Source organism: Enterococcus sp. DIV0755b, assembly GCF_051713765.1.
GTDB classification, from domain to species: Bacteria; Bacillota; Bacilli; order Lactobacillales; family Enterococcaceae; genus Enterococcus_C; species Enterococcus_C canintestini.
Genome location: NZ_JBIOQN010000001.1, coordinates 1,199,668 through 1,216,688 on the forward strand (window position 1 = coordinate 1,199,668; position 17,021 = coordinate 1,216,688).

The 17,021-nt window shown below is 36.7% G+C and carries 14 protein-coding genes and 1 other annotated feature; of the genes, 11 read left to right on the plus strand and 3 right to left on the minus strand.

Features of this window, described 5'->3' with window-relative positions:
* Positions 1 to 205: 205 nt before the first annotated feature.
* The 7 genes from IGI65_RS05695 to IGI65_RS05725 all read left to right on the plus strand — a co-directional run bounded on the left by IGI65_RS05695 (position 206) and on the right by IGI65_RS05725 (position 7,774).
* Positions 206 to 865: a redox-sensing transcriptional repressor Rex gene (locus IGI65_RS05695; RefSeq protein WP_438773521.1), complete on the plus strand. Its 660-nt coding sequence runs from the start codon at positions 206 to 208 to the stop codon at positions 863 to 865.
* 97 nt (positions 866 to 962) lie between these two features.
* A complete protein-coding gene (gene tpx, locus IGI65_RS05700) occupies positions 963 to 1,454 on the plus strand; it encodes a thiol peroxidase (RefSeq protein ID WP_071865430.1) in 492 nt (163 codons plus the stop codon).
* Between the two features lie 40 nt (positions 1,455 to 1,494).
* Positions 1,495 to 1,701 (plus strand) — a binding site (T-box leader).
* 121 nt (positions 1,702 to 1,822) lie between these two features.
* Positions 1,823 to 4,462 carry a valine--tRNA ligase gene (locus IGI65_RS05705; RefSeq protein WP_438773522.1) on the plus strand — a complete coding sequence of 880 codons (2,640 nt, stop codon included), beginning with the start codon at positions 1,823 to 1,825 and terminating at the stop codon, positions 4,460 to 4,462.
* 254 nt (positions 4,463 to 4,716) lie between these two features.
* The gene (locus IGI65_RS05710; protein WP_438773523.1) at positions 4,717 to 6,036 is read left to right on the plus strand and encodes a bifunctional folylpolyglutamate synthase/dihydrofolate synthase; all 1,320 of its coding nucleotides are present in this window, start codon (positions 4,717 to 4,719) and stop codon (positions 6,034 to 6,036) included.
* Positions 6,026 to 6,682, plus strand: coding sequence for an HAD family hydrolase (locus IGI65_RS05715; protein ID WP_438773524.1), 657 nt, complete (start codon positions 6,026 to 6,028; stop codon positions 6,680 to 6,682). The genes IGI65_RS05710 and IGI65_RS05715 overlap by 11 nt, the downstream gene beginning before the upstream one ends.
* Before the next feature lie 60 nt (positions 6,683 to 6,742).
* Positions 6,743 to 7,423, plus strand: coding sequence for a RadC family protein (gene radC, locus IGI65_RS05720; protein WP_438773525.1), 681 nt, complete (start codon positions 6,743 to 6,745; stop codon positions 7,421 to 7,423).
* Between the two features lie 150 nt (positions 7,424 to 7,573).
* Positions 7,574 to 7,774, plus strand: coding sequence for a cold-shock protein (locus IGI65_RS05725; RefSeq protein WP_016172708.1), 201 nt, complete (start codon positions 7,574 to 7,576; stop codon positions 7,772 to 7,774).
* A 374-nt stretch (positions 7,775 to 8,148) separates the two neighbouring features.
* Here the strand turns inward: IGI65_RS05725 and rnjA are convergent, their stop codons facing one another.
* Positions 8,149 to 9,825 (minus strand): ribonuclease J1, encoded by a 1,677-nt coding sequence (gene rnjA / locus IGI65_RS05730; protein ID WP_071865435.1) that lies wholly within the window; start codon positions 9,823 to 9,825, stop codon positions 8,149 to 8,151.
* A gap of 1 nt (position 9,826) precedes the next feature.
* Positions 9,827 to 10,039: a DNA-directed RNA polymerase subunit epsilon gene (locus IGI65_RS05735; protein ID WP_016172706.1), complete on the minus strand. Its 213-nt coding sequence runs from the start codon at positions 10,037 to 10,039 to the stop codon at positions 9,827 to 9,829.
* 648 nt (positions 10,040 to 10,687) lie between these two features.
* On the opposite strand from IGI65_RS05735, the gene IGI65_RS05740 reads away from it, so the two are divergent.
* The 4 genes from IGI65_RS05740 (at position 10,688) to IGI65_RS05755 (ending at position 16,147) form a co-directional block, all read left to right on the plus strand.
* Positions 10,688 to 12,421, plus strand: coding sequence for an ABC transporter ATP-binding protein (locus IGI65_RS05740; RefSeq protein WP_438773526.1), 1,734 nt, complete (start codon positions 10,688 to 10,690; stop codon positions 12,419 to 12,421).
* A complete protein-coding gene (locus tag IGI65_RS05745; RefSeq protein WP_438773527.1) occupies positions 12,418 to 14,181 on the plus strand; it encodes an ABC transporter ATP-binding protein in 1,764 nt (587 codons plus the stop codon). The genes IGI65_RS05740 and IGI65_RS05745 overlap by 4 nt, the downstream gene beginning before the upstream one ends.
* Before the next feature lie 394 nt (positions 14,182 to 14,575).
* Positions 14,576 to 15,064, plus strand: coding sequence for a gamma carbonic anhydrase family protein (locus IGI65_RS05750; protein WP_438773529.1), 489 nt, complete (start codon positions 14,576 to 14,578; stop codon positions 15,062 to 15,064).
* A gap of 147 nt (positions 15,065 to 15,211) precedes the next feature.
* Positions 15,212 to 16,147 (plus strand): NADP-dependent oxidoreductase, encoded by a 936-nt coding sequence (locus IGI65_RS05755; RefSeq protein ID WP_438773530.1) that lies wholly within the window; start codon positions 15,212 to 15,214, stop codon positions 16,145 to 16,147.
* 211 nt (positions 16,148 to 16,358) lie between these two features.
* Here the strand turns inward: IGI65_RS05755 and clpP are convergent, their stop codons facing one another.
* Positions 16,359 to 16,940, minus strand: a complete 582-nt coding sequence (gene clpP, locus IGI65_RS05760; RefSeq protein ID WP_016172701.1) for an ATP-dependent Clp endopeptidase proteolytic subunit ClpP — start codon at positions 16,938 to 16,940, stop codon at positions 16,359 to 16,361.
* Positions 16,941 to 17,021: the final 81 nt, after the last annotated feature.

The window sequence follows — 17,021 nt, forward strand, 5'->3', positions numbered from 1 at the left end:
TTAAAATTAAGACGGTAAAAGGAAAGCTGCGGCTTTCCTTTTTTATTTCTAGTGAAAACCAATTGTTTACTTGCTAGAAAGTTGAATTCGGTTTCTTTACTGCTAAAATAATGTTCAATAAATGGTTATTCGACTAAAATAACTTGCGAGCTACAGGTAGGCATGATAAACTTACTATGTGAAAAAACGAACAAAGGAGCCAATTATGGTTGAAGATAGTAAGTTAAAAGAAATTCCTAAGGCAACGGCTAAGCGTCTACCTTTATATCTACGCTACTTAAATATGTTGCAAGACTCAGGGATAAAAAGAATTAAGTCAAAAGAATTTGCAGAAATTACCCAAGTTCCCTCTGCGACAATTCGGCGGGATTTTTCCCATTTAGGAGAATTAGGTCGGAGTGGGTATGGCTATGATGTCAGTTACCTGATTGAAGTTTTTAACAGTATTTTAGATACAAATGATGAAAAGCGGATTGCTTTAGTTGGCTTTGGTAACTTAGGTAAAGCATTGGCCAATAACAACTTTCGCCGCAATAGTAATTTGAATATTGTGGCAGTGTTTGATAACGATCCCAATTTGGTTGGACAAGTTATCGATGGGCACAAAATCCATAGTATGGCAGAATTTGATGAAATTGTTAAAGATAAGTGTGTCACGGTGGCAATTTCGACTGTTCCAAGCCAATATTCACAAGAGGCAGTAAATGTGATGGTAGCGGCGGGAATCACAGCAATTTTAAATTTTGCGCCGGATCGTGTCGATGTACCGGGGAATGTCCATGTCCAATACATTGATTTAACGACTGAATTACAGACGCTAATTTTCTTTGATCAAAATTATCAAAAAGCACTAATCAATAGTTAGGCAGTATCTTTGGTTTTTTCTTTGGTATTCTCTATACTTAAGATAATTAAAAAAGTCCTGACGATTTTTTGATTGCTTAGTTAAAGGAGTGGATAATATGGAATTAACCAAAAAGGGTCAACCTGTCACATTACCAGGTACTCAGCCAATAGTTGGCGAGACTGCTCCTAATTTTTCATTGGCAGATTTAGATGATAAAAAACATTCTGTCACCGATTTTTTAGGAAAGCCCACGATTTTAAGCATTATACCAGATATTGATACTCGTATTTGTGCGATTCAAACCAAACGCTTTAATACAGAAGCTAGTCAAATTAAAGAAATTAATTTTGCGACAATTTCTAATAATACTAAAGAAGAGCAAGCAGCTTGGTGTGGCCAAGAAGGGGTCGATATGCTGATGCTTCACGATCCAGATAATACATTGAATGAAAATTATCATCTACTCGTTAATGAAACCGAGCGCTATGCGCGGGTAATTTTTGTTTTGGATAAAAATGGTGTTATTCAATATCGTGAAATTGTCCCTGAAATTAGCCAAGAACCTGATTATGCAAAAGCTTTAGCAGCGGCAAAAAAATTAAGCTAAAAAACTGATTTGACAGCAACTTATCTTCATTGTAGAATAAGCCCAGACGTTGAACAAGAGGAGTAGCAAAAAACTGCGTTAGAGAGAGGAAATCAGAGCTGAAAGATTTCTACGCAAGTTTTGTGAAGGTAGCTTGGGAGTCTTTGCTGGGAATCGTCTCAGCAAACGTTTCGTGATCGTTATCTCACGCTTAAGAGGTAGAGAAATCTACAAATTAGGTGGTACCGCGTAAATTTACGTCCTAAGATGCTAGCATCTTAGGACTTTTTTGATTTTTAAAGGAGAAATTTATGCCCGCTTATATTTTGCTAGCAGTAAACCAACCAGTAATTGAAAAAAGTGTTGAAAACTTTTAAGGAGGCAAAAAAATGTCTGATAATTTATCAACTAAGTACAATCCACAGGAAGTGGAAGCAGGTCGCTATCAAAAGTGGCTTGATGAAGATTTATTCAAACCCAGTGGCGATAAAAAAGCCAAACCTTATTCTATTGTGATTCCACCACCAAATGTAACTGGGAAATTGCATCTGGGTCATGCTTGGGATACTACGTTACAAGACATGATTATTCGACAAAAACGAATGCAAGGTTTTGATACTTTATGGTTACCAGGGATGGACCACGCAGGGATTGCCACCCAAGCTAAAGTAGAAGAAAAATTGCGGGAACAAGGCGTTTCTCGTTACGACTTGGGTCGGGAAAAATTTGTAGATAAAGTTTGGGAATGGAAAGAAGAATATGCTGACCATATTCGCCAACAATGGGCAAAAATGGGACTGTCTTTAGACTATTCACGGGAACGTTTTACCTTAGATGATGGTTTATCAGAAGCGGTTCGCAAAGTTTTTGTAACCTTGTATGAAAAAGATTTGATTTATCGTGGGGAATATATTATTAACTGGGATCCACAAGCGCGCACTGCGTTATCTGATATTGAAGTTATTCACAAAGATATTGAAGGTGCTTTTTATCACATGACGTATCCTTTAAGTGATGGAACCGGAGAATTAGAAATTGCAACGACTCGGCCAGAAACCATGTTAGGTGATACTGCGGTAGCCGTTCACCCAGATGATGAACGTTACCAAGAATATATTGGAAAAACTGTTACTTTACCGCTAGTAAATAAAGAAATTCCAATTATTGCTGATGAATACGTTGATCGTGAATTTGGAACTGGGGTGGTGAAAATTACACCTGCCCATGACCCGAATGACTTTGAGGTGGGGAATCGTCACGACTTACCACGGATAAATGTGATGAACGATGATGGTACGATGAATGAATTAGCTGGAAAATATGCTAATCTCGATCGTTTTGAAGCGAGAAAATTAATCGTTTCAGATTTAAAAGAAATGGGTCGTTTAGTTAAAGTTGAAAAAATGAACCATAATGTTGGTCACTCAGAACGAACAGGCGTTGTAGTTGAACCCCGGTTGTCTACGCAATGGTTTGTAAAGATGGCACCTTTAGCTAAAGAAGCGATTGAAAATCAAGCGACAGAAGATGCAGTTGATTTTTATCCACCACGTTTTAATCAAACCTTCTTAAGATGGATGGAAAATGTGCACGACTGGGTTATTTCCAGACAATTATGGTGGGGACATCAAATTCCAGCTTGGTATCACAAAGAAACAGGCGAAATGTATGTTGGCATGCAAGCGCCAGCAGATAGTGAAAACTGGGTGCAAGATCCGGATGTATTAGATACTTGGTTTTCTTCTGCTTTATGGCCATTTTCAACCATGGGTTGGCCTGATACTGATAGTGAAGATTATAAACGCTATTTCCCAACTAATACTTTAGTTACCGGTTATGATATTATTTTCTTCTGGGTAAGCCGAATGATTTTCCAAAGTTTGGAATTTACCGGAGAACGTCCATTTAACAATGTTTTAATTCACGGCTTGATTCGAGATGAACAAGGGCGCAAAATGAGTAAATCATTGGGTAATGGGATTGATCCAATGGATGTTATTGATAAATACGGTGCAGATGCTTTACGTTGGTTCTTATCAAATGGCTCAGCTCCTGGTCAAGATGTGCGCTTTAGTTATGAAAAAATGGATGCAGCTTGGAACTTTATCAATAAGATTTGGAATGCTTCGCGCTTTGTTTTAATGAATGTTGAAGGCATGACTGCTAGTGATATTCAATTAGAAGGCGAAAAAACAGTAGCGGATCGTTGGATTTTAACTCGTTTAAATGAAACAGTGGAAAAAGTCACTGACTTATTTGACCGTTTTGAATTTGGGGAAGCTGGCAGACAATTATATAACTTCATTTGGGATGATTTTTGTGACTGGTATATTGAAATGAGTAAAGAAGTTTTATACGGTGAAGATGAAGGCTCTAAACAAATGAACAAGAGTATCTTAGTTTATACATTAGACCAGATTTTACGTCTGTTACATCCAATTATGCCTTTTGTAACCGAAGAAATTTGGAGTAAATTGCCACATGAAGGGCAATCTTTAGTCACTGCTGCTTATCCTGTTGTTCATGAAGAATTTAATGATGCCGCGGCTGTTAAGGGCATGGAATTTCTGATTGAATTAATTCGGGCGGTGCGAAATATTCGTGCTGAAGTGAATACTCCGCTATCAAAACCAATTACATTATTGATTCATACAACGGATAAAGAAATCGATGAATTTTTAGTAGCCAATAAAAATTATATTGAACGTTTCTGTAACCCAGAAGAATTGGTTATTTCAGGTGAAGTTGATGCACCAGAATTGGCAATGTCAGCAGTTCTAACAGGTGCTAAAATTTACTTGCCACTTGCAGGTTTAATTAACATTGAAGAAGAATTGCAACGTTTAGAAAAAGAATTAGCTAAATGGAACAGTGAAGTGAAGCGAGTACAAGGCAAACTTGCTAACGAACGTTTTGTTGCGAATGCTCCTGAAGCTGTCGTAGCCGAAGAACGAGAAAAAGAAGCTGATTATTTGGCTAAGCAAAAAGCTGTGGCTGAACGGATTGAACAACTACGTACAATTCAATAAGTTTAAAAAAGTAGGACTTGGGAATTTATCTTCCCAAGTTCTTTTTACTAAAGGAATAATTTTCTTGTAAGAGCTAAGTTTATCATGATGTTCTTTGAGTGCGCTTTATAAACAGACTACTATGCTAGTAAGTTAAAAAGACAAGAAATTTGAAAAAATCAGTGAAACTCACGAATTTAATTGTCCATTTGAATTATTTCTTTCTGCCTTTATAAAGGGAGTTTGTTATAATGAAGCGGTGAGGTGGAAAAGATATGGTAGAAAGCGGAAGTAAAGCAATTGAGTGGATTCACAGCCGTAAGCCTTTTGGTTCAAGACCTGGTTTACAGCGGGTTAATGCGTTATTAGATTTAGTTGATCATCCTGAAAAAAAAGTTCCCACGATTCATATTGCTGGCACAAATGGTAAGGGATCAACAATTAGTTATTTGAAGGAAATGTTACAAACAGCGGGAATTGTGGTTGGAACTTTCACTTCACCTTATATTGAAAGTTTCCACGAACGGATTGCCATTGATGGCAAATTTATTACCGATGAAGAACTGGTAACGTTAGTAAATAAGTATCAACCTCTAGTTGAAAAATTGGATCAACAAGAGGCAGTTAGTGGTATCACAGAATTTGAATTGCTAACAGCACTTGCTTTTGATTACTTTGTAGGTAAAGTTGATGTTGCGATTATTGAAGTTGGCTTAGGTGGCTTACTCGATTCTACTAATATAGTAGAACCAATGCTCACCGCTATTACGACAATTGGTTATGATCATACCGAAATTTTAGGGGAAACATTAGAATTAATTGCCGGGCAAAAAGCGGGGATCATTAAAAAAAATATTCCTGTTGTAACCGGAAATATTCCAGAAAATGCATTAGGAGTTATCATGCAAACCGCAGATAAGCAAAATGCACCAATTTATCGTTTTGGTCATGAATATCAAGTAGATTATTTACACCCAGATGATAATTGGGGAGAGTGGTTTGATTTTAGTAATCAAAATGGGAAGTTAAAATACTTAAAAACGGCTTTGATTGGGCAACACCAACCTGAAAATGCCGGTGTTGCTATTCAATTATTTCAATTATATTGTGAGCAAAATAAGATTAATTGGCAGGCAAAAGAAATTAAAAAGGCCTTACAGCAAACATTTTGGCCAGCGCGGATGGAACGTCTTAGCACAGAGCCTTTAATTATTTTAGATGGGGCGCATAATACCCATGCGATGAAACGTTTAGTAGCATCACTTCAAAATGAGTTTAGTAATCGCAAATTGCACATCTTATTTTCCGCTTTAGAAACCAAAAATGTTTCTGAAATGCTACATGAATTACTAAAATTAAAAAATAGTCATATTTATTTGACGACATTTGACTATCCACGGGCGATTAAATTAAATGATAATTTTGTGAATGTAGATGAAAAACGTGTTTCAATCGTTTCTTTATGGCAATTTGGCTTAGCTGAAATTTTAGAGAAGATGGATGATGAATCTATGCTACTTGTTACAGGCTCATTGTATTTTGTCGCAGAAGTTCGCAAGCTATTACTGGAAATGGGAGGTCCACATGAAAGTTAAAGGTGTTATCTTTGATATGGATGGTTTGATTTTTGATACCGAGCAACTTTATTATACCGGTGCCAAAGCGGCAGCTACTACTTTTGGTTTTCCTTATGATAAAGAACTATATTTAAATTTATTAGGTATTTCTGATGAAGAAGTGATTGAAAAGTATCATGAATTATTTGATGAAGAATTTGGCGCAACAACTGTAACAGCTTTTATTGAAATGGCTTATGAAAATACCAGACGATTATTTGCCGACGGTCAGGCAACTTTGAAGCCAGGTGTGATGGAACTTTTAAGCTATTTAGCAGAAAATAAGTTAAAATGGGTGATTGCCTCAAGTAACCAACGGCCAGTAATTGATGAGCTTTTAGAAAAAGCTGAATTGACACGTTATTTTCCAACGATTGTCTCAGCGGAAGATGTTCCTCGGGCCAAACCCGATCCTGCCATTTTTTTAGCAGCACAAAATCTTTTAGGGACAAAAAAAGAAGAAACGCTCGTTTTAGAAGATTCGCAAAATGGTGTTTTAGCAGCTCATCAGGCTGAGATTCCAGTAATTATGGTTCCAGATTTATTACCACCAGACCAAGATTTAAAAAATAAAACAGTGGCAGTTGTGTCTTCTTTACATGAAGTAAAAAATTTTTTAGTATAAATAAAATATTTTTCGACTCTTTTGCGTACATTCATAAAAAGAATGCAAAGGAGTTTTTTTATGAATGTAAAAACATTACCATTAAATAGTCGTCCAAGAGAACGTCTAAAACAAAAAGGTGCTAGTGCGCTATCTGATCAAGAGTTATTAGCTATTATTTTACGGACGGGATCTAAAAAAGTACCCGCCCTTGAATTAGCGACAGAAATTTTAAACTTTTTTGGGGATGATTTGCATCAACTAAAGAGTGCGGAATTACAAGAGTTTATGTTAATTAGTGGCATTGGTGAAGTAAAAGCGATTGAACTTTTAGCAATGATTGAATTGGGGCAAAGAATTCATAAGTCGAGTAAATTAAAAATCGGACATGTTTCTTCTAGTTATGAGTTGGGCTGTATGTTAGCTGAAGAGATGCGAGATTATGAACAAGAACATTTACTCTGTATTTATTTAAATACGAAAAATCAAATTATTCAAAAACGAACTATTTTTATCGGTTCTTTAAATCAATCGATTGCGCACCCAAGAGAAATTTTTAAAACAGCAGTCAAAGTCGCCGCAGCTCGTATTGTCATTTGTCACAATCATCCTTCTGGCAGCCCTACGCCATCTTATAATGATATCGCTTTTACCAAACGTTTAAAAGAATGTGGTGACCTCATGGGGATTGAATTACTCGATCATTTAGTTATTGGCGGTAGCGAATACATTAGCCTAAGAGAAGAAGGTTTGTGGAATTAGCAGACTTGCAAAAAAAATCAGGCAAGTGTAAAATATTAGTGTAATTTTGTTTAGCGGTTTAGCGATAGAAGTTGAAACATTTGGGTCACCTCTATTCTTTGCCAACAATGTTACATATAATCTGTGCAAAGCACAAGGAGGTTTTCACCCATGGAACATGGTACAGTAAAATGGTTTAACGCAGAAAAAGGTTTTGGCTTCATTTCACGTGAAGACGGCAGCGATGTATTCGTACATTTCTCAGCAATCCAAGGCGACGGTTTTAAAACTTTAGAAGAAGGTCAAGCTGTGACTTTCGACGTTGAAGAATCAGACCGCGGACCTCAAGCGACTAACGTAGAAAAAGCCTAAACATTTTAAATAGGTACTTTTAAGTCGTAACAAAAGTATACAGTTAAAATATTGGGGAATTGCAATTTATCTTTTGATAATTTGCACTTTTCTGGTTTATTTTTAAAAGCTGTTACTTATGAAACGCCGTGTATTCGCAAAAATAGGTGATGACAATTTTTGTCATCACCTATTTTTTTTAGAAATTAAATGATTTTTGAAAAGGGGTAAGCTGAAAACAAAGGATTAAGAGCTAAGGGATTTCTCTTAAGGTTTTTAGTCAATTTTATCGTACAAAAATACCCCAAAACGATAGAAAGAAGAAAGTCAGTGTACCTTACTATCGTCTTGGGGATGTGAGTGTTACTTTATTAAACTATGCCGTAGTCGTTACTTTACTTTTCCGGAGTCATAATCATTGATAAAATCATTGGATGACGCTCGGTTTTTTCAAATAAATAAGGTTGCAATGCATTAGACATCGCTTCTCGTAACTTGAATTCGTTACAATCTGGTTGGTTCATTGCTTCTCTTAAGGCTTTAAACAGTAATGTTTGCCCTTCATTAATCATTTCCCCAGATTCGCGCATATAGACAAAACCGCGGGACAAAATATCAGGACCAGCCAAAATTTCTTTTTTAGCAATATCGACTGTTGCCACAGCTAAAACCAAACCTTCTTCTGATAAAATATGACGATCTCGTAAAACGACGTTGCCAATATCACCAATACCACTACCGTCGACGTAAACGTCACCGGCATTAAAATGACCACAAATGCGGGCACTGTCAGCTGTTAAGGCTAACATATCGCCATTTTCCATCAAGAAGCAATTTTCTTTTGGCACACCTGTATCTTGGGCTAATTGTGTATGGATTTTTAACATCCGATATTCCCCATGAATTGGCATAAAATATTTAGGTTTCATCAAACGCAACATCAATTTTTGTTCTTCTTGGCCACCGTGACCAGAAGTATGAATGTTGTTTATTTTACCGTGAATAACTTCAGCGCCAGCTTCCATTAATAAGTTAATTAAATGGTTGACACTAGTTGTATTTCCAGGAATTGGTGAGCTAGAAAAGATCACGGTATCGTCTGGTTGAATTTGAATTTGACGGTGAGTTCCGTTGGCAATGCGACTTAACGCTGCCATTGGTTCACCTTGAGAGCCAGTACATAAAATCAAAACTTCATTAGCTGGTAAGCGATTGACTTCATGCGCATCAATAAAGGTGCCGTCTGGAACTTTGATATAGCCCAATTTTTGGCCGTTAATCATCGCGTTTTCCATACTACGACCAAAGACTGCAATTTTGCGTCCAGTAGCAACAGCCGCATCAGCTGCTTGTTGCAACCTGAAAATATTAGAAGCAAAAGAGGCGAAAATAATACGACCTTCAATTTTTTCAAAGATTTTCAAAATGGAAGTTCCGATAATTTTTTCGGATTTTGTAAACGTGGGAATTTCAGCATTGGTACTATCTGATAATAGACACAATACGCCTTCTTCACCGATCCGTGCCATTTTGTGTAAATTAGCAGGTTCGCCTACTGGTGTAAAATCAAATTTAAAATCACCGGTTTGAACGATGTTTCCAGAAGGTGTCTTAACCACAATCCCTAATGCATCTGGGATACTGTGAGTAGTACGGAAAAAACTGACCGAAGTTTTTCGGAAACGGATAATCGTGTCTTCGTTAATTTCGTGTAGTTGTGCATCACGTAATAAACCATGTTCGTCCAATTTATTTGTAATAAGTGCAAGGGCTAATGGTCCTGCATAAATTGGAATATTTGCTTGACGTAATAGGTAGGGAATTCCCCCAATGTGGTCTTCGTGACCGTGAGTAATTACAAGGGCTTTTACTTTTTGTAAGTTTTGCACAATGTAACTATAATCGGAAATGACATAGTCAATTCCAAGCAATTCATCTTCAGGGAATTTAATCCCTGCATCAATAATGATGATTTCATCTTGAAATTGTACCCCATAACAGTTTTTTCCAATCTCACCAAGACCACCGATCCCAAAGACGCCGGTTTCGTTGTTCTTCAAAGAGACTTTCATTTTAAAACTCCGTCAATTTGAAGTCAGTATTTTCTTTTTCATAAGCTAGATGGCTGTCATCTAAACCTTGAATGAATTCAATATTGTATGGGGTGTGTTCTTCAACTAACGCACGAGCAGTGACTTCATCGGCTGCCTCCACGTAAATTGCTTGTGTTTGTTCTCTTTTTGGATTGCGAATTTTTGTTTCTTGATAATAAACTTTGTAAATCATCTGTATAACTCCTTTATTAATTAATTAAACGGTATAAAAATGACATCTAAAGATGACAAGTACGAGAATTAAGGCATTCAAAAAACAGGGGAGGCACTTCTTGCTAAAATATTTTTGCAATTTAAGATTACAAAAATATTTTTGGCAATACGTAAAATCTCCGCCAAATTGTGGATGCTTTTTAAAAATCACAAAGATTTTTAAAAAGAGAAAGTCTCGTCTTTACTTTCCGCTTGTGTTTCAATTCAACCGTTCCTTTGGCGTATTAGCGCCCAATTAATGATATTTTAGCATAGATTTTTCAATAAGTATAGAAAAGGCAAAGGGGTAAAAGGATTACAAAAAAATTTTTTATTTCTCTTAAAAACTAGCTATTTCTGGGAGTGTTTTAGGTAAAAATGCTTACATAAGCCGATTTTGTAACTTTTCATTTCTTATTAATAAGAAATAAATATCCTTAAATTTTCTGGTGAATTTGGCTACAATTAGAAAAAATACTGTGTTATAGTGAAGATAATGCGAAAATTTGGTACACATGGCTCACTTCAAGCTAGTATTGAGGTGCCATTTTTCTTTTGAAAACAGTTCCGTCAATTTTACGCGTTCACAGGCGCTGCCTGTCTTTATTTTTATAGAGGAGGAAAAAATATGAAATTGATGTGGCATTATACAATGCGCTACAAAAAACTTTTACTTTTTGATTTCATCTGTGTTTTTGGTTTCATCATCATTGAACTGGGTTTGCCAACGATTTTGGCCCGCATGATTGATTCAGCCATCCCAGCAAAAAGTTTTAGCCAAGTCCAACAGTTAGGGATTTTAATGGTTATCATTACAATTTTAGGGGTTGCGATGAATATCTTGTTGGGGTATTTTACTACCCGCATCACCACCAATATTACAGCTGATATTCGTGATGATTTATTTGCTAAAACTCAAGGATATTCTCATTATGAATATGAACAAATTGGTGTGTCATCTTTAATTACGCGGGTAACAAATGACGCTTATCAAATTATGTTGTTTATGCAAAATATTTTGCGGACTGGCTTTATGACACCGATGATGTTTATCGTCAGTTTATACATGATTTTTCGGACTAGCCCTTCTTTAAGTTGGTACGTTTTGGCTGCTTTGCCGGTTTTATTATTGGCAGTTGTAGCGATTGCCAAATTTTCAGATCCCTTATCGACGAAGCAACAAAAGAATTTGGATAAAATTAATGCTATTTTACGGGAAAATTTGTCAGGTTTACGGGTAATTCGGGCTTTTGTGAATGAGAAATTTGAAGAAAAACGTTTTGAAAAAGTTAATAAAGCCTATGCTTCTAGTTCAAAAAGTTTATTTCGCTTAATGGCAGTGGCACAACCGGGATTTTTCTTTCTTTTTAATATTGTCATGGTTTTAATTATTTGGAATGGGACGATTAAAATCGATCAAGGTAGCTTACAAATTGGGGATTTGATCGCCTTTATCGAATATATTTTCCATGCTTTATTTTCTTTCATGCTCTTTGCCTCAGTCTTTATGATGTACCCAAGAGCAGCCGTATCGGCAAGACGAATTCAAGAAGCGTTGGATGCGACTTCTGAAATTGTAGAAAAAGCAGACGGTGTGACAGAAACTGCAACTAAAGGATATGTGGAATTTAAAAATGTGACCTTTGCTTATCCGGGACATTCGGAAAGTCCAATTATTCGAAATGTTAGTTTTACTGCCAGACCAGGTGAAACTGTGGCGTTTATCGGAAGTACTGGCTCAGGTAAGTCGACATTGATTCAGCTGATTCCGCGTTTTTATGATGTAAGCGAAGGCGAAGTTTTAATCGATGGCGTTAACGTCAAAGACTACCGCTTAAAGAGTTTACGGGAAAAAATTGGTTACATTCCACAAAAAGCGCTCCTTTTTACCGGTACGATTGCTGAAAACTTACGCTATGGTAAAGAAGACGCAACACAAGCTGAAATGCAGCGAGCCGTTGATATTGCTCAGGCCGCAGATTTTATTAGTCAAACACCTAAAGGATTTGACGCTCTTTTATCAGAAGGGGGAGCGAACTTTTCTGGTGGGCAAAAACAGCGTTTAGCGATTGCTCGTGCGATTATTCGTAATCCGGAAATTTATATATTTGACGATAGTTTTTCCGCATTAGATTATCAAACGGATGCTAAATTGCGGGCGCGCTTGAAAAAAGAAACGACAGAAGCGACAGTTTTAATTGTCGCACAAAGGGTTGGAACGATTATGCATGCTGATAAAATCATTGTCTTAGATGAAGGCAATGTGGTTGGCATGGGAACCCATCAAGAATTACTGAAGAATTGTACGGTCTATTATGACATTGCAGCTTCTCAGTTATCAGAGGAGGAATTGGCGCAATGAAATCATTCTCTTCTTTAAAACGATTGGCACGGTATTTGAATCCATATAAAATTACAGTCTTTCTCGTTTTATTTTTTGTAGTTTTAACGGTGGCATTAAACGCAGCGATGCCTTACGTGGCTGGATTACCTACGACAGAAGTCGCAAAAAATATTGCCAATGGAGAAAAAATTAACTTTGATTATGTCTTAAAATGTTTAGTTTGGATTACTGCAGTTGGTGTAGGTTATTGTGTGGCACAATTATGTTCTGGTCTTTTAATTACTAATGTCGTGCAAAGTGCAATGTATGACTTGCGCCAAGATATTGATGAAAAAATCAATCGGCTACCAGTTGCTTATTTTGATAAAAATCAGCAAGGGAATATTTTATCTCGGGTAACCAATGATGTGGATGCGGTAAGTGGTGCGATGCAACAAGCCTTAATTGGGATTGTAAATGCGGTTCTGGGAATTATTATGGCATTAGCAATGATGTTTTATATTAATATTTATATGGCATTGTTATCTATTATTATGATTCCGGCTTCCTTTTTAATTTCTCGCGGGATTGTAAAAATTTCGCAAAAATATTTTCAAGGAATGCAAAATGCACTCGGAGAATTAAACGGCTACGTTCAAGAAAATATGACAGGTTTTAGCGTTTTGAAAGTTTATGGACGAGAAGCGCAGACGATTGACGGCTTTAAAGCTGTTAACCATAAATTAAAACATTACGGTTTTCGTGCCACCTTTATTTCCGGTTTAATGATGCCTTTGGTGTCTTTAACGGCTTATCTTACGTATATCGTAATGGCGATTTTGGGTAGTTACTATGTGATTGGTGGCGTCATTGTAGTTGGACAATTACAAGCCTTTATTCAATATATTTGGCAAATTAGTCAACCGTTAGGAAACATTACCCAACTTTCTTCTGTCTTACAAAGTGCGTCAGCTGCTTCTAAAAGGGTTTTTGAAATTTTAGATGAAGCAGAAGAAGTTTTAAACAAAACAGATGTAGCACTACCGGCTGTTGTTGCAGGCAACGTTGACTTTGAGCATGTTTCTTTTAGTTATACACCCACTAAACCTTTAATTAAAGATTTGAATTTTAGTGTGAAAGCTGGGCAAACAGTGGCAATTGTAGGACCAACGGGAGCTGGTAAAACTACTTTAATCAATTTGTTGATGCGTTTTTACGATGTAGATGCCGGCGCAATTAAAATTGATGGCATTGATACAAAAAAAATGAAACGCAGTGATGTTCGCTCTGTTTTTGGGATGGTTTTACAAGATGCATGGCTCTATGAAGATACGATTGGTGAAAATATCCGCTTTGGTAAGTTAGATGCGACAGATTATGAAGTGGTGGATGCTGCCAAAACCGCCAACGTTGATCATTTTATTCGTACGATGCCAGATGGCTATGAAATGATGATCAATGCTGAAGGTAATAATGTTTCGTTAGGACAAAAACAATTATTAACGATTGCGCGGGCTGTTATTTCAGATCCTAAAATTCTGATTTTAGACGAAGCGACGAGTTCAGTTGATACCCGCTTAGAAGCATTGATTCAAAAAGCGATGGATAAAGTAATGCAAGGACGCACTAGTTTTGTTATTGCACACCGGCTATCTACTATTCGGGAAGCCGATTTGATTTTGGTGATGAATCAAGGCGCCATTATTGAAAAAGGGACCCACGAAAGTTTACTAGCTGAAGGTGGCTTTTACAGTAAACTTTATCAAAGCCAATTTGCCGAAGATGGTGATTACGATTAAAAAAACTGGAGTGCTCTTTTGCACTCCAGTTTTTTTATAGAAAGGAATTATATAACTTTTCAAAGCTTAATTTGTTGCTTGTAGCTTTTCATTTGATCCAGCATAATGAACGAACTCTCTACGGTAATAAGTTGAAATTTGAAGAAATTTGAAAAGCAATTTATTAAAATTCCATCTTATTACTTGAGAGCTGAACGCGTTCATATAGCTTTTCATTGATCCAGCATAATGAACGAACTCTCTACGGTAATAAGTTGAAATTTGAAGAAATTTGAAAAGCAATTTATTAAAATTCCATCTTATTACTTGAGAACTGACTATGTTTATTGTGCTTTTTTTGATGTGTTATAATGGCGATATTAAAAGGAATTTTGGGAGAAGGTGACAAGAAAAAATGGAAAATTTTATCGCTGAAAATGCGACGGTAGTGGGAGATGTAACGTTAGGAAAAGGTGCGACAGTCTGGTTTAATAGTGTTATTCGTGGGGATAGTAATTTTGTGAAAATCGGTGCGCGGACCAATATTCAAGATGGCACAATTATTCATGTTGATTATGATGCGCCAACAGAAATTGCCAATGACGTGACTGTTGGACATCAGTGCATGTTACATGGTTGTAAAGTGGAACAAGGTGCGTTAATTGGAATGAGTTCTATTATTTTAAATCATGCTGTAATTGGTGAAAATAGTTTAATTGGTGCTGGTTCTCTAGTAACCCAAGGGACAATTATTCCCCCCAATGTTTTAGCTTTTGGACGTCCTGCTAAAGTCATACGCTCTTTAACGCCGGCAGAAATCGCCAAAAACAAAGCCAATATTCAGCATTATTGCCAATTAGGAGAAGAGTTTATGGCAGGAAAGTATCCGGCCATAAAAAATTAAAAGAGAGAACAAAGAAAAGACTAGGATTAAATTGGCATGGCATTCAAAAATGCTGCTCCTGAGTTCTCATAAAAAAGCGCAAATCTTTGCGCTTTTTTTGTTTCCTCGCTACACTTTAGATACGAAAAGAAATGAGGAGGGATTTTAATGGAACGCTTTGCAATAAAGGGTTACGGAAAACCAGAAGCTGTATTTGAAACTATTACCGCTAACCCAAGAGAACTGACAGCAGGTCATATTCGGGTGGCAATAAAAGCATTTGCAATTAATCCGTATGATATTTCATTACGCAGTGGTGCGCAGCAAGAATTTCGCAGTTTAACATTTCCTTATGTACTCGGAAATGATGCGGCAGGGATTGTCACAGAAGTTTTCGCTGAGGAAACTGATTTTTCAGTGGGCGATCGAGTGGTGATTCACCCAATTAGTGGCACGTATGGGGAAGAAGTTGTTTTGCCTAATAAAAAAGCCGCTAAAATTCCTGATCAAATGAGTTTTGCTGAAGCTGCTGGAATGGTGACCACTGGTATTACTGCTTATAATTTGTTGTTCCAATTGTTAAAAGTTAAATCAAAACAAAAAGTGATGGTATTAGGTGCTTCTGGCGGTGTTGGCTCTATATTGGTACAATTATTACATCAAAACGGTAATTTTGTGCTGGCAAGTGCTAGAAAAGTGAATGAAGACAAAGTCCGTGCTTTTGGTGCAGATGAATTTGTTGCTTATGATACTGAAAACCCTGGTGCAGTATTTTCTGAACAAGCCGATGTGGTCATTGATGCGACAAAGGGCAGTAGAAGTAGTGAAGCCGGACTAGCCATTTTAAAACCAGGTGGAACGTACGTGGCTTTAAATGATTTGCCGACAGAAGAGGAACGAAAAGAAGGAACCTATTTAAGTTTTGCACCTCAAAAAGAATATTTAGATCATGTGGCTTTTGACTATTTATTGCAAACATATGCTGCTGGTAATTTGACTATCAATATCGCAGAAATATTACCTTTTCAATTAAGTAGTGTGATTGAAGCCCATGAAAAAATTGCTGGTCATCCGACAGCAGGAAAAATTGTCATTGCCAAATAAAACAGACCTGTTTGCTCTTTAAGCTAGACGCTCAAATCTTGCTAAATTGCGTTTTAATTTAGCGAGATTTTTACTTTGTGTCATTAAGTGCTTACTGATGAAGTTCCATTAACCATCTTTAGTTTATCAGCTTTATTTCTTCTAAGAAATTATCTAATTTCTGGTATAAAAAAAAGAATTGGGCACTATGCCCAATTCTTTTTTGTGTTAATTATTTTGTGACCATGATTTCATCAATTAAGCCGTAAGCTTTTGCTTCTTCAGCGGTCATGAAGTTATCACGATCCGTATCTTTTTCAATCACTTCTAGTGGTTGACCAGTACGTTCAGCTAAAATATGGTTCAAACGATCACGGGTTTGTAAAATGTGACGGGCAGCAATTTCAATTTCAGTTGCTTGACCTTGTGCGCCACCTAATGGTTGGTGAATCATGATTTCAGCATTTGGTAAGGCAAAACGTTTACCTTTGGCACCAGCTGTTAATAAGAATGAACCCATTGAAGCAGCCATCCCCATTACAATAGTTTGAACATCTGCTTTGACAAAGTTCATTGTATCGTAAATCGCCATGCCGGCAGTTACACTACCACCTGGTGAATTGATGTATACGTAGATATCTTTTTCAGAATCTTGTGCGTCCAAAAATAGTAATTGGGCGATAATTGAGTTTGCTAAGTCGTCTGTAACTTGACCGCTTAGCATAATAATGCGGTCTTTTAATAAACGTGAGTAGATGTCATACGCTCTTTCGCCGCGGGATGATTGTTCAATGACTGTTGGAATTAAATTCATAATGTAAAGTCCTCCTTTAATCAAATCGACGTAATTATGGTACGTCTCAAGTTTAGCACATTTAAGCGATAACCTCTAAAA

Coding starts and splice junctions, on each gene's coding strand:
- clpP (WP_016172701.1), bottom strand. CDS start 16,940: ATGAATTTAATTCCAACAGTCATTGAACAATCATCCCGCGGCGAAAGA.
- IGI65_RS05715 (WP_438773524.1), top strand. CDS start 6,026: ATGAAAGTTAAAGGTGTTATCTTTGATATGGATGGTTTGATTTTTGAT.
- radC (WP_438773525.1), top strand. CDS start 6,743: ATGAATGTAAAAACATTACCATTAAATAGTCGTCCAAGAGAACGTCTA.
- IGI65_RS05705 (WP_438773522.1), top strand. CDS start 1,823: ATGTCTGATAATTTATCAACTAAGTACAATCCACAGGAAGTGGAAGCA.
- IGI65_RS05735 (WP_016172706.1), bottom strand. CDS start 10,039: ATGATTTACAAAGTTTATTATCAAGAAACAAAAATTCGCAATCCAAAA.
- IGI65_RS05745 (WP_438773527.1), top strand. CDS start 12,418: ATGAAATCATTCTCTTCTTTAAAACGATTGGCACGGTATTTGAATCCA.
- IGI65_RS05725 (WP_016172708.1), top strand. CDS start 7,574: ATGGAACATGGTACAGTAAAATGGTTTAACGCAGAAAAAGGTTTTGGC.
- IGI65_RS05755 (WP_438773530.1), top strand. CDS start 15,212: ATGGAACGCTTTGCAATAAAGGGTTACGGAAAACCAGAAGCTGTATTT.
- IGI65_RS05750 (WP_438773529.1), top strand. CDS start 14,576: ATGGAAAATTTTATCGCTGAAAATGCGACGGTAGTGGGAGATGTAACG.
- IGI65_RS05740 (WP_438773526.1), top strand. CDS start 10,688: ATGAAATTGATGTGGCATTATACAATGCGCTACAAAAAACTTTTACTT.
- rnjA (WP_071865435.1), bottom strand. CDS start 9,825: ATGAAAGTCTCTTTGAAGAACAACGAAACCGGCGTCTTTGGGATCGGT.
- tpx (WP_071865430.1), top strand. CDS start 963: ATGGAATTAACCAAAAAGGGTCAACCTGTCACATTACCAGGTACTCAG.
- IGI65_RS05710 (WP_438773523.1), top strand. CDS start 4,717: ATGGTAGAAAGCGGAAGTAAAGCAATTGAGTGGATTCACAGCCGTAAG.
- IGI65_RS05695 (WP_438773521.1), top strand. CDS start 206: ATGGTTGAAGATAGTAAGTTAAAAGAAATTCCTAAGGCAACGGCTAAG.